The following is a 12,589-nucleotide window of genomic DNA, read 5'->3' as shown; positions in this document are numbered from 1 at the left end:
CAGTACGTTCTACCGGCTTCATGAAAGGACAGGCAAGATGCGGTAATCAGAGGCCGATGGGTTGATAGCCTTGCCATTCTGGTGTGAATGGTACACCCGTTGCACAAGGGGTCAGATGGATATACAGACCGCCAATTTTCTCAAGCAACAGGCAGTCATCTACGTCCTTGAGGTTGTCTTTATGCTGGTGTAGCGCACCATTTAGCAATGATGCCAACCCTTTCGATTTCGCTTCTTGTGCCGTCTTCGCCACAAAGAGATCGAACGCATGCAGCTCTGCCAATGTTGACGGGTGATAAGCCCCCGCGTTGACAAAAAAGAGCCTATTACCGTCCGTTGGTCGCGTCTCAGAAAGGGTCACGCTGTAACCATCAGCCCATGTGATCCGAGCATATCCGTCAATATGCACTTTATCAGGATCGCCAAACCACGCCTCCCGGAGTGCGGGCCAAGCTTCCTCTGGCTTCTCAGCCGCTGCAAACTGGATATCATGAACTTCGATATTGGACTTCCCAGCATTGCCTCCCAGATAAAACATATACAGATGCACGTTGTTTTTCTCCTTAATATGACGTCAGGCACCGGACGGCATTATCCCACAATCGCTATGTTTTTTTATATACAGCGATTTTATACGCAAGGATAAGAACCCAAAATGCCCCTACCCTTTCCGCTATCGCATCCCGCCCTGTGCCAATGTGGCGTCAGCAGAGATGTCGTGATCGCAGTCACATAACCAGACGGGGGCATTGCCGCAGAAATTCAGGATTGTATAGTGTACTAACAAGACGTTACCGCGAATGGCGGGCGAGACTTGGGCAGAGGTGAGTAGCACTACTCTCTTCTGCCCAAGTTTTTTTTTGCCTGTCATCCGGTAGTTCCCTGAGCGGAACCAGCGTCCGGCGCAGCGTAATGATGTAAAAAACGATAAGGAGAAATACCATGAAAGCATTCCCCGACGGATTTTTATGGGGCGGTTCAGTCGCAGCAAACCAGGTCGAAGGCGCATGGAATGAAGACGGTAAAGGCGTATCCACCTCCGATCTTCAGCTAAAGGGCGTGCATGGTCCGGTGACGGAGCGCGATGAGAGCATTAGCTGCATCAAAGATCGGGCAATCGATTTTTATCATCAATACCCGCAGGATATTCAACTGTTCGCCGAAATGGGATTCAAGGTGCTGCGCACCTCCATCGCCTGGACGCGCATTTATCCCGAAGGCGACGAAGCAGAGCCGTGTGAAGCCGGTTTGGCCTTCTACGATCGCCTGTTCGATGAAATGGCAAAGCATCAGATCCAGCCGCTGATTACGCTGTCGCACTATGAAATGCCTTACGGTCTGGTGAAAAAACTGGGAGGCTGGGGCAACCGCGCCGTCATCGACCATTTTGAGAAATATGCGCGTACCGTTTTCAGCCGCTACAAAGACAAAGTGAAGCACTGGCTGACCTTCAATGAAATCAACATGGCACTGCACTCGCCCTTTACGGGAATCGGGCTGAGCGGCGAGCCTACGAAGCAAGAGATTTATCAGGCCATCCACCATCAGTTGGTTGCCAGCGCACGCGCGGTAAAAGCCTGTCACGAGATCATACCGGATGCCAAAATCGGCAACATGCTGTTGGGCGCGGTGCGCTACCCCATGACCTGCCACCCGAAAGACGTGCTGGAAGCGCAGAGCAAGAACCGCGAATGGCTGTTCTTCGGTGACGTGCAAGTACGTGGCACCTATCCGGCCTGGATTCAGCGTTATTTCCGGGAAAATGACGTCGAACTCACGATTACCGCGCAGGATAAAGACGACCTGAGCCACACCGTAGACTTTGTCTCATTCAGCTATTACATGAGCGGCTGCGCGACCTTCGAGCCGGAAAAATATCAGTCTTCACGCGGCAATATCATCCGCCTGATTCCAAATCCGCATCTTGAGGCGTCCGAATGGGGCTGGCAGATCGACCCGGAAGGCCTGCGCTTCCTGCTTAACGAGCTGTATGACCGCTATCAGAAGCCGCTGTTCATCGTGGAAAACGGGCTGGGTGCACGCGACGTAGTCGAAGAGGATGGCAGCATTCACGACAGCTACCGCATTGATTACCTGCGTCGCCATTTGATTCAGGTACGTGAAGCCATTGACGATGGTGTTGAGCTGCTGGGCTACACCAGTTGGGGCCCGATCGATCTGGTCAGCGCGGGAACCGCGCAAATGTCAAAACGCTATGGCTTTATTCATGTCGATCGTGATGACGAAGGCAACGGCACGCTGGAGCGTCGGCGTAAAGACAGCTTCTACTGGTATCAGGATGTGATTAACAGCAACGGGAAATCGTTGTAACGCTATAGAACATAAGGTGATAGAGGAAATCAGACGGTAAGCTCATGCCTCACCGTCTGATTGATTGGATTACGCCAACGCGATCACCGTCTCTCCCACCACCAACGGACGTGCGGAACCTGAACTGAATAGGTGGTATTCATCCGCATTCGTCACCACCATCGGCGTCACCGTGTCGTAGCCTGCCTTCTGGATAGCTTCCAGATCGAACGCTAGCAGCAGTTGGCCTTTCTTCACCTTGTCGCCTTCCGCAACGTGCATTTCATAATGCTGACCTTCCAGCTGTACCGTGTTGATGCCGACATGAATCAGGATTTCCGCCCCATTCTGCGAGAGGATGCCGACGGCATGGCCGCTGGTGAACGTGCTGGCAATCACGCCATCCACCGGCGAATAGATACGGCCTTCCTGCGGCAGAATAGCAATGCCCTGACCGACAACACCGGAAGAAAATACCTTGTCATTTACCTCTTCCAGTGGGAGCAGTTCACCTTTTACTGGCGATCCCAACTGTTCAGCCGTCGCCGGTGCTTCTTTCAGCGGTTGGGCATTAGCGTGTTGGCGTGATACTGACGCAGCAGGCTTAACCGTTGGTGAGTGCGTTGGGGCGGGCGTTTTCTCAACAGGCTGAGCGGGATCGTCAAACCCAACAATAACCGTCAGCACAAAACTCACCACGAAAGCAATCGCACACCCGATGAGGAACCCGACAAAGCCTTCTCCGTAGAAAATCGGCAGCGTCAGCAAGCCTGGCATTCCCATCGAGACCGCTGAACTTTTCGCATAGCCGACGATAGCGCCACCGATGGCAGCGGCGATTACCGCGCAGATAAACGGTTTTTTCAGCTTCAGCGTCACGCCGTATACACCGGGTTCCGTGATGCCAAACAGCGACGCGATAAAGGTACTGCCCGCCAACGCTTTGAGCTTTTTATCTTTGGTACGCACCATAACACCCAGCAGTGCGCCAGACTGGGCAAAGACTGACGGGCTGGAGGCCGCTTTAAGGTAGCTGTGCCCCATGACGGAAAGATCGTTGATGAAGACGGTGACAAATCCCCAATGAACGCCAAAGATCACCAAGATCTGCCATGACGCCGCCATCAGCGCTCCGGCAAGAATAGGATTGAACTCATAGATACCGACGAACACCGACGCAATGAGCTTACTGGCCGAAATACCAATCGGCCCGATGGTCATCAGCGTGAGCGGCACCATCAGCACCAGCAGGAAGAACGGTGTCAGGATATTGCGCACGCTTTCGTGAATATGGCGATTCAGGAAACGCTCGATATATGACATCAGCCATACGCTGAAGATAATCGGGATCACCGAGGAGGTGTATTTCATCATCACGACGGGCAACCCGAAGAACGTCACAGGCTGACCGGCATCAAACAGCCCCTGAATCGTCGGATAAACCAGTGCGCCAGCCACCGAAACGGCCACAAAGATGTTAGTTTCAAATTTACGCGCGGCGGTAATCGCCAGCAGCATCGGCAGGAAGTAGAACAGGCTATCGGACGCCGCATGTAGGATGACATAGGTACTTTCTTTGGCATTGAGCCACCCGAGCGCCAGCACGATGGACAACGCCCCTTTCAGCACCCCCGCTGCCGCCATCGCCCCCAGCAATGGGGTAAAGATCCCCGCAACCAGATCAATCAGTCGTCCCATAGCTGAAGTCGATTGCTCGCTTTCCGTCGCCTGACGTTTACCGTCACCGTCCTCCAGCAGTTTGGAGATTGAACCAAAGGCGCGGTAAACCTCGGGCACCCGATTACCAATCACCACCTGCAATTGTCCTGACGCGTTGACCACCGTAATGACGCCGTCCAGCGCCTCCAGCGCAGCCACATCCACTTTGCTGTGGTCAACAATCTTAAAGCGCAGGCGTGTTGCACAATGCACCAGAGTAGAAACGTTCGTCTCTCCTCCGACTAACTCCAGAATATTTTCAGCGAGCACTTTGCTATTCATAATGACTTCCCGTTTCGTCAATGGCTGCAACTGCCTAATACACGTCATCCCGCTTGTTGTCCGCTGGACAGCTGGAAAATAAGCAAAAAAAAACCTGGATAAAGCAACGTGCTATACGCTGCTTTATCCAGGTCTCGCCCAGAATATTCTGGTGACGTCCTTTCCTGTTTTCTAACAAGTTAATGTGAAGAAAGCTATCTCCACGTTTTATTCTGTGAAAACAGTCACTAAATTTTTACCCATTAGGCAACATGGCCCTGCCTATGGCGCCGTAAAAACGGAATGGCGCTTCCCAAAAGAAGCACCATCAGCAATGTTACGGCTTACTCTGCTTCTTCAGCCAGGCTTCCATTTGGTCGATCTCTGGCTGCTGGGCCTTAATAATCTCTTCCGCCAGCTTGCGCAATTCCGGATCTTTGCCATATTGCAGTTCCGTCTTCGCCATATCAATCGCGCCACGATGGTGCGCAATCATCCCTTTGGCGAAGGCAATATCAGGATCGGTAGCCTGCATCCCTTCCATCATCTCGCTATGCATCGCATCCATCCCTTTCTTATACGCCTGCTGGGAAGACGACGCGTCGTTCGCAGAACCATGGCCGCTGTGCGCGCTGTCGGCGGCAAACGAGAGAAACGGAACCAGCAATGCTGCCGTTAATAACAAATGGACTTTCTTCATCACAACCTCTCAATCAGTCACAGTACGTTTTGAGGGTAGACGTTCCAGTAAGGGGAAGGTCAAGGGAAGATTCAAGCGTCCTCGACCAGACGCATGCAGATACGATTACGCCCCTGCGCCTTCGCTTTGTACAGTTGCTCGTCCGCCAGCCCGATCAGATCGTCAATATTATCGCCTTCATACTGGGCAAATACGGCAACACCAATACTGACCGTAAAATGGATTTCCCGCCCATCCGGCAGCGTAAGCGCTGTGGATTCCGTAAGATGCCGCAGCGTTTCGGCCATCGCTTCAGATTGCTCAGCCGTCAGATCATAAGCCGCAATGACAAACTCTTCGCCACCCCAGCGGCAAAGAATGTCACTCGCCCGAATATTTGCGCTCAGCATACGGGAAAAGCTAGCGATCAGTTCATCACCGCTGGCATGGCCGTAGGTATCGTTGACCTGCTTAAAATAGTCGATATCCAGAAATAGCAGTGTTAATTGGCGCTTTTTCTTATACTCCAGTGCATTCTGCTTCCCATTCAACATGCTGAGAAACGCCCGACGATTGAAAGTATTGGTGAGCGCATCCTTCCGGCTACCGCTTTCAATAATTTTAATCAGTCGCCGGTTCATCGAGACAAAATGGGAGACGCTTAACATCGCCATAATAAGCATCGCGATGTTCAGCCGCGCCGTGGTCAGAAACGAATTAATGTAAGCTTCGGAATTCGAATCGATGAGTATACCGACCTGATTAATATAGAGATAATTCAGTATCACGCCGGTAATCGCACAGAGCAACGACATGACCGGAAAAGAGTAATTGAACGCACACAACGTGAGTGGAATAACGGACAGCGTAATCAGGCTGGCATCCAGAAAAAACAGACTCACTAATAAGAAGATGATGAAGAGCAGAAGGGGAAAGATATTTTCTCTGATGTGCTTAGGGCACAGCGGAATATTCCGTAGCGCACGCAGGATATCTTTGCCGCGTAGGAAAAAGAACGCGAGGATAATGCCGGTTCCCAACTGTTCGCTGAACCAGTCCATAAACTCGGCATAGCGGTTCCCCGTATCATAGACATAGGCATACAACCCATACGCCACGCCGGATAAGAACGCACCGACAAACGTCGAAGCAAAAATAATATAGACGTAATATTTGCTGAATTTTTCAAAGGTCGACCACTTTCCGGTAAACCGACACAACAGGCAAAAGGCGCACCAGGCCGATACCACAAAGACCATGTTGCACAAACATAACAACACCTTGGTTTTTAACGGTGAGTTATTGTCCATCAGTAACGCGGCCGACAGCATCGCCGCATAACTCACCAGAAAACCGATACAGACAGAGAGCGTTTTACCTTTTATCGCCCCTTTTCTGGTTCTGAAACTAATCATGAGGCAAAAAACCAGAATGTTGGCAGGCCAAAACAGCGACAGCTCATCCAACACTCGAAACCGAAATCCCAGACAGCTCACTATCAGGGTAGTCAGGAACAAAAACGGCATGAACTTTATCGTTTTCAACATCAAATCCTGATTCATCTGTCCTTTACCGCCCGCTGTCCGATCATTTCACCTGCTGTCTCCGCATGAGAATAGCATTAATCATTTCCCTACTCACAGTATGATGCTGGAGTGAAAATAAATAAAAAAACCACCGGGTCGAAGCATTACCGATGAGGTAATACGTCAATCCGGTGGTCTACTAACTTGGGTATTTTAGCTATCGCGTCAATTCATGAAATAACGCGTTATTCCGCTGGGACAGGCTTGTCGTCAGGTTTTGGCGGTTGAGTCAGCCGTTTTTCAAAGTTGTCGTTGTACTGCTTTTTCTGTTCTGGCGTCAGAACGTTGTAAATTTTGTTTTTGGTTTCCAGTCCGTTAAGCATTCTGGCCTTGTGCACTGCGTCGGCTTTATCCAACTGCGCCTGGGCTTTTGCAGCATCAAACGTATCGGAGGCGACCAGGCTATGCATATCACGGCGGTCATCCTGCATCGCTTTGTGCATTTTCTCACGAGACGCTTTCATGATGTCTTTAATTTGCTGCTTCTGCGCTTCTGTCAAATTCAGCTCCTTAAACATCGCATCCGGCCCCATCATGCCACGATGCTCCCGACCCTCTTTCATCATCATCTTGTGTTCCGGGCCAGGACCTTTCGGTGCGTCATTAGCATGCGCGATACCTGCCGCGCCCAATGCCAAAGAAGAAGCAACCAGCATTGCAGTGAGTTTACGCATATTCTATTCCTCTCTCTGAATTGATTTGTCGACGGCGAGTGCCGTGCTACGAGAGAAAGTATAGGCTCGACACCTTCAGTTAATTAGAGCAAGGGTAAATCTCTGCAAGTGTCGGCTCCACATTTGCGGCAATTATGGAGAATGAGGAAGAATTGTGTAAGGAAGCGGAAGCATTACGTTAACGAAATAGGGCGTTAACGACGCATCATCATAATACTGATACTGCGGTGCGATTACCGCAGTGAACGTCTAAAAGCGCTAGCTTCTTGTGCCAACACATCAAGATGGGCATGAATGACCTTCATTTTCTGAATCAGTGGATTGCGCTCCGGCGAACTATCCATGACACTCAGTTGCGCAGAGAGCCGTTCAATCTGCGCACAAAGGTAAACGTCACGCTCTTTCGCCTGAAGCAACTGCTGCTGGAGGGACTGATGTTCCTGACGCCACGTCTGCTGCTGACGCTGAACGCTTTGCTCTAACGCCCGAAGTGCGCTATCCAGCCGATATTCCAACTCTTCCACCCGCATAACGATACCTTTGCCCAATAAACTCGCGGATTATAATGTCACACGCCCCCGACAACAAACACTCCAGCGCACGATCCCTTGTCTGCACACGCTTCTCCCCATGGTTAGCAATGACATCAATCACAATAAATAAACATAAATTTCACAACTCTCTCAATTACCGCTAGATTGAACACTATAACTCATCAGACCAGTTGACTTCACCGGAGAGTGCAATGACTGCCTACCCTACGCTGCTTTCCCCACTCGATCTTGGCTTCACGACGTTAAAGAACCGCGTAGTGATGGGATCCATGCATACGGGTTTGGAAGAACACCCAGACGGCACCGAAAGGCTGGCGGCATTTTACCGTGAACGAGCGCAAGGCGGCGTTGGCCTGATTGTCACAGGTGGAATCGCGCCCAATGCGAAAGGTGCCGTTGCCAAAGGCGGCGCGACCTTACATGACGAGGCGCAGCTGACGCATCATCGGGCACTGACGCAGGCGGTACACAACGCAGGCGGGAAAATCGCGCTGCAAATTCTCCACGCCGGACGCTACAGCTATCAGCCCGAGCCAGTCGCGCCATCAGCCATTCAGGCACCGATTAACCGCTTTGCGCCACGAGAAATGAGTACGCAGGAGATTGTGCAAACCATCAACGACTTTGCTCGTTGCGCCGCATTGGCGCAGCAGGCCGGTTACGATGGCGTGGAAATCATGGGTTCGGAAGGCTACCTGATTAATCAGTTTCTGGTGACGCACACCAACCATCGCGACGACGAATGGGGCGGCGATTTTCAGCGCCGTAGCCGCTTCGCGCTTGAGATTGTTCGCGCGGTGCGGGAGCGAACAGGGCCGAACTTCATTCTGATTTATCGTTTATCCATGCTCGACCTCATAGAAGAAGGCTCAAGCTGGCAAGAAATTGTGCAACTGGCGCAGGCCATTGAACAGGCGGGCGCGACCCTCATCAATACGGGCATCGGCTGGCACGAAGCGCGCATTCCGACTATCGCCACGCTGGTGCCGCGCGGTGCCTTCGGCTGGGTGACGCAGAAGCTGATGGGGAAAGTCCGCATCCCGCTGATTACCACCAACCGCATCAACGATCCCGGCGTGGCCGAACAACTGCTGGCCGAAGGCTGTGCTGACATGGTGTCGATGGCACGTCCTTTTCTCGCCGATGCAGAACTAGTGGCAAAAGCGCAATCGGGACGTGCCGATGAAATCAATACCTGCATCGGCTGCAATCAGGCCTGCCTCGATCAGATTTTCGCTGGCAAGATCACGTCCTGTCTGGTCAACCCGCGCGCCTGCCACGAAACCGAACTGCCGATCCAACCCGCCAGAGTCGGTAAACGCTTTGCGGTGGTCGGCGCGGGGCCTGCGGGCATGGCTTTTGCCGTCAACGCCGCCGCACGCGGCCATCAGATCACGCTGTTTGAATCGTCTTCCTATATCGGCGGACAGTTCAATATTGCCAAACAGGTACCCGGAAAAGCGGAATTTTATGAAACGCTGCGCTACTACCGTCGGCAACTGGAATTGCTCGGCGTCACACTGCGTCTAAGTACGCAGGCAACCGCTGCCGATTTACTCGGTTTTGATGACGTGATTCTGGCCTGTGGCATCGTGCCGCGAACTCCCGCGATTGCAGGCATCGATCACCCTCGCGTGCTGAGCTACCTGGACGTGCTGCGCGACAAAAAGCCCGTCGGCAAGCGGGTAGCGATTATCGGCGCAGGAGGTATCGGTTTTGATACCGCGCACTATCTTCTTCACAACAACCTTCTTCACAACAACGATCTGCTGAAAAACAAGCATCACGGCAGTTTTTATGCGGAATGGGGCATCGATACGCAGTTGCAGCACCGGGGCGGACTGCTGCCTCATCAATCTGGTGAACTTCCCCACCAACGGGACATTACGTTATTACAGCGAAAATCCGGCAAGCCCGGTGAAAATCTGGGGAAAACGACAGGCTGGATACACCGCACGACGCTGCTGCGCCACGGCGTCACGCTGCTGGGCGGCGTGGAATATCACCATATTGATGATGAGGGACTGCACATTATCCACGACCAGCAAATGCGCTGTCTGCCTGTGGACAACATCATTATCTGTGCCGGTCAGGAACCTAATCGTAAGCTGTATGAGCCTTTACTGACCGCTGGATGTCACGTTCACCTGATTGGCGGCGCCGATGTGGTGCAGGAGCTGGACGCTCGCCGGGCGATCGATCAGGCTACCCGGCTGGCGTTAACGCTGTAGTTTATACCCGTCATACTTCAAGTTGCATGTGCGTTGGCTGCGTTCACTCACCCGAATCACTTACCTGAGTAAGCTCATCGGGATTCCTTCTCTTGCCGCCTGCCTGAAACTCGAATTATTTAGGGTATAGACAAATTCAGTTTAGCGGGACGACCCCGTTTTCACCGCACGCAGAACAGCGAACTTCGTGTTGCTGGCGAGGGTTTCACAATTACCGAATAGACGCTTCAACTTGTGGAAATAGTCCAGATGGCGATTCCCCACAATGCGCAGTTCTCCGCCAACCTGAAGACAGCGGCGGGCATCCATAAACATCTGCCAGGCAATTTCATCCGTCACCGCATGTTGCTGGTGGAATGGCGGGTTGCACAACACGGCCTGTAACGTATCGCGCTTAACACGTGCCAATCCGTTATTTACCACAAAACTACAGCGCTCGACATCCTGCGGGCAGTTGGCGTCAACGTTCATCTGGCTCGATGCCACCGCCATATAGGATTCATCGAAGAAACCCACAGTGGCTTCCGGGTTAGCTTTCAGCGCCGCCAGCCCAATCACGCCGTTTCCGCAGCCAAGATCGACGATCTTACCGTCTAGCTGTTCCGGCAAATGCTGCATAAAGAAACGCGCGCCGATATCCAACCCATTACGTGAATACACGTTAGCATGGTTTTGAATGCGATAGCCGTAACCATCCAGCTCCCACTCAGTAGTAAGTGACTGCTCACTGACTTTTAGTTCCGCCCACTCACAGTGAACCAGACGCGCCTTTTTCCAGGCCAGCGAGGTTTTCGTCGGCCCCATCACGCGTTCAAACAGTTGCAGCGTAGAGGTGTGAATATCTTTCGCTTTCGCTCCGGCGATGATGCGCGTTTGCGGCGTAACGACCTTACGCAACATTCTCAACTGGTGTTCCAGCAGCGCGATCGTTTTAGGAATTTTAATCACTACCAGCGCGGGTGCCGCGGGCAACTCCGCCATGCTATCTAACAGCGTTACCGCATCGGCATCATAACCGTTCAATTCCAGATTGTGCCGCGTCGCCAGTTGGCTGAGGTAAGAGTCACTGATACTGACGGGCGATTGCGCCTGTAAACCGCAGGCCAGCGCGCCAAACGTATCATTGAAAATCAGGCGTGGACCCGGCGCAATTTCCATCGTAGCGAGCTCACGCAGCAGATATTCATCTGCGGCATCCCACGCCTGTAACGCCGAGTTTTCAGCGACCTGAGGGTAACGCACCAACGTCAGGTTGCACGTTTCCAATTCGAGTTGGCTCATTAGCCTCTCCTGCATCATAAAATTTGCGCTGTTTATCCCTTAAAATAGCCCATCAGTAAATGCTTTTCTCTGCCAGAACGGGAAATGATTGACGTTGCCTTGTCATTTCACCGTGATAATCTGCATAGTCATCGCCAATGCCTTCAGGATACCAAACGCTTATGATTCGCTTCGCTATTGTAGGAACCAGTTGGATCACCCGTCAGTTTGTTGATGCCGCCCATGAAACCGGCAAACTGAAGCTCACCGCGATCTATTCACGCACGGCAGAAAAAGCACAGCCGTTTCAAGCCGATTACATGGTGGATACGCTGTTTGATTCACTGGAAACCATGGCGAAATCCGATCTTATCGACGCAGTGTATCTGGCCAGCCCGAATTCCCTGCACTGCGAACAGGCTCTGCTCTTCCTCAGCCACGGCAAGCACGTCATCTGTGAAAAACCGCTGGCTTCCAACCGTTATGAAGTCGAACAGATGATCGCCTGTGCCAGAGAAAATCAGGTCGTGCTGTTTGAAGCGTTCAAAACCGCCAGCCTGCCCAACTTTAGCGTGGTACAACAGGCGCTGCCGAAAGTCGGCAGATTGCGTAAAGTGGTGCTGAATTACTGCCAGTATTCCTCGCGCTACCCGCGCTATCTGGCTGGTGAAAACCCGAATACGTTCAATCCAGCCTTCTCCAACGGCTCCATCATGGATATCGGCTACTACTGTCTAGCCTTCGCCGTCGCGCTGTGGGGAGAACCGTGCACCACGCAGGCTAGCGCGACACTGCTGGAAAGCGGCGTCGACGCACATGGCAGTATCATCCTGAATTACGGCGATTTCGATGTGACCATCGTTCACTCCAAAGTCAGCCACTCCGCTATTCCCAGCGAAATACAGGGAGAAGACGGTTCGCTGGTGATTGAAAAAGTGTCTGAATGCCATAACGTGAAATTCATCCCGCGTGAAGGCAAGCAACTGGATCTCACCCAACCGCAGCATATCAACAGCATGCTGTACGAAGCTGACGTCTTCGCCACGCTGGTGAACGATAGCGACATTAACCATGCGGAACTGGCGCGCTCACGTACCGTCGCGGGGCTGCTGACAGAAATTCGCCGCCAAACCGGGGTCGTGTTTCCTGCCGATGCCGCCACGCCGGGAAATGTGGAGTAAGACGGCGATAATTATTTGACCAAGATCATCTTTTCACCTATCTTCAGTCAGGCAAAGGGGAGTAACTTTTCCGCCAGCTAATCGTCATTACGATGCGTTCCGCATCCGGTTACTGGGCAACCTTGATGAAACAG

11 protein-coding genes are annotated in these 12,589 nt (G+C 52.3%); 3 read left to right on the top strand and 8 right to left on the bottom strand.

The window, feature by feature from the left end:
- Window positions 1-46: 46 nt before the first annotated feature.
- A complete protein-coding gene (locus KKH3_RS01760; protein WP_039355259.1) occupies window positions 47-550 on the bottom strand; it encodes a DUF1543 domain-containing protein in 504 nt (167 codons plus the stop codon).
- Between the two features lie 123 nt (window positions 551-673).
- Window positions 674-871, bottom strand: a complete 198-nt coding sequence (locus tag KKH3_RS01755) for a hypothetical protein (RefSeq protein ID WP_039355258.1) — start codon at window positions 869-871, stop codon at window positions 674-676.
- Window positions 872-942: 71 nt separating this feature from the next.
- On the opposite strand from KKH3_RS01755, the gene KKH3_RS01750 reads away from it, so the two are divergent.
- Window positions 943-2,331, top strand: a complete 1,389-nt coding sequence (locus KKH3_RS01750; protein WP_039355257.1) for a glycoside hydrolase family 1 protein — start codon at window positions 943-945, stop codon at window positions 2,329-2,331.
- 69 nt (window positions 2,332-2,400) lie between these two features.
- On the opposite strand, the gene KKH3_RS01745 is transcribed toward KKH3_RS01750, so the two are convergent.
- The 5 genes from KKH3_RS01745 to KKH3_RS01725 form a co-directional block, all read right to left on the bottom strand.
- On the bottom strand, window positions 2,401-4,311 hold the full coding sequence (locus KKH3_RS01745; RefSeq protein ID WP_039355256.1) for a beta-glucoside-specific PTS transporter subunit IIABC: 1,911 nt from the start codon (window positions 4,309-4,311) through the stop codon (window positions 2,401-2,403).
- A 316-nt stretch (window positions 4,312-4,627) separates the two neighbouring features.
- A complete protein-coding gene (copM, locus tag KKH3_RS01740; protein WP_039355255.1) occupies window positions 4,628-4,990 on the bottom strand; it encodes a CopM family metallochaperone in 363 nt (120 codons plus the stop codon).
- A 71-nt stretch (window positions 4,991-5,061) separates the two neighbouring features.
- Entirely contained in the window at window positions 5,062-6,531 is a 1,470-nt protein-coding gene (locus KKH3_RS01735; protein ID WP_039355254.1) for a GGDEF domain-containing protein, read from the bottom strand.
- 209 nt (window positions 6,532-6,740) lie between these two features.
- Window positions 6,741-7,229, bottom strand: a complete 489-nt coding sequence (spy, locus tag KKH3_RS01730; RefSeq protein ID WP_039355253.1) for an ATP-independent periplasmic protein-refolding chaperone Spy — start codon at window positions 7,227-7,229, stop codon at window positions 6,741-6,743.
- A 233-nt stretch (window positions 7,230-7,462) separates the two neighbouring features.
- Window positions 7,463-7,759, bottom strand: coding sequence for a hypothetical protein (locus KKH3_RS01725; RefSeq protein WP_039355252.1), 297 nt, complete (start codon window positions 7,757-7,759; stop codon window positions 7,463-7,465).
- A 215-nt stretch (window positions 7,760-7,974) separates the two neighbouring features.
- Here KKH3_RS01725 and KKH3_RS01720 point away from each other — a divergent pair, with 215 nt between their 5' ends.
- Complete coding sequence (locus KKH3_RS01720; protein ID WP_039355251.1) at window positions 7,975-10,014, top strand: NADPH-dependent 2,4-dienoyl-CoA reductase; 2,040 nt, start codon at window positions 7,975-7,977, stop codon at window positions 10,012-10,014.
- A gap of 141 nt (window positions 10,015-10,155) precedes the next feature.
- On the opposite strand, the gene rlmG is transcribed toward KKH3_RS01720, so the two are convergent.
- On the bottom strand, window positions 10,156-11,295 hold the full coding sequence (rlmG, locus tag KKH3_RS01715; RefSeq protein WP_039355250.1) for a 23S rRNA (guanine(1835)-N(2))-methyltransferase RlmG: 1,140 nt from the start codon (window positions 11,293-11,295) through the stop codon (window positions 10,156-10,158).
- 161 nt (window positions 11,296-11,456) lie between these two features.
- Here rlmG and KKH3_RS01710 point away from each other — a divergent pair, with 161 nt between their 5' ends.
- Complete coding sequence (locus tag KKH3_RS01710) at window positions 11,457-12,455, top strand: Gfo/Idh/MocA family protein (RefSeq protein WP_039355249.1); 999 nt, start codon at window positions 11,457-11,459, stop codon at window positions 12,453-12,455.
- The last annotated feature ends 134 nt before the right edge of the window (window positions 12,456-12,589 follow it).

It is taken from the genome of Pectobacterium actinidiae, assembly GCF_000803315.1.
Taxonomy (GTDB): domain Bacteria; phylum Pseudomonadota; class Gammaproteobacteria; order Enterobacterales; family Enterobacteriaceae; genus Pectobacterium; species Pectobacterium actinidiae.
This window is presented reverse-complemented; position numbering and strand designations above follow the sequence as displayed.

Coding starts and splice junctions, on each gene's coding strand:
- KKH3_RS01720 (WP_039355251.1), top strand. CDS start 7,975: ATGACTGCCTACCCTACGCTGCTTTCCCCACTCGATCTTGGCTTCACG.
- KKH3_RS01750 (WP_039355257.1), top strand. CDS start 943: ATGAAAGCATTCCCCGACGGATTTTTATGGGGCGGTTCAGTCGCAGCA.
- KKH3_RS01745 (WP_039355256.1), bottom strand. CDS start 4,311: ATGAATAGCAAAGTGCTCGCTGAAAATATTCTGGAGTTAGTCGGAGGA.
- KKH3_RS01755 (WP_039355258.1), bottom strand. CDS start 871: ATGACAGGCAAAAAAAAACTTGGGCAGAAGAGAGTAGTGCTACTCACC.
- spy (WP_039355253.1), bottom strand. CDS start 7,229: ATGCGTAAACTCACTGCAATGCTGGTTGCTTCTTCTTTGGCATTGGGC.
- KKH3_RS01735 (WP_039355254.1), bottom strand. CDS start 6,531: ATGAATCAGGATTTGATGTTGAAAACGATAAAGTTCATGCCGTTTTTG.
- copM (WP_039355255.1), bottom strand. CDS start 4,990: ATGAAGAAAGTCCATTTGTTATTAACGGCAGCATTGCTGGTTCCGTTT.
- KKH3_RS01725 (WP_039355252.1), bottom strand. CDS start 7,759: ATGCGGGTGGAAGAGTTGGAATATCGGCTGGATAGCGCACTTCGGGCG.
- rlmG (WP_039355250.1), bottom strand. CDS start 11,295: ATGAGCCAACTCGAATTGGAAACGTGCAACCTGACGTTGGTGCGTTAC.
- KKH3_RS01710 (WP_039355249.1), top strand. CDS start 11,457: ATGATTCGCTTCGCTATTGTAGGAACCAGTTGGATCACCCGTCAGTTT.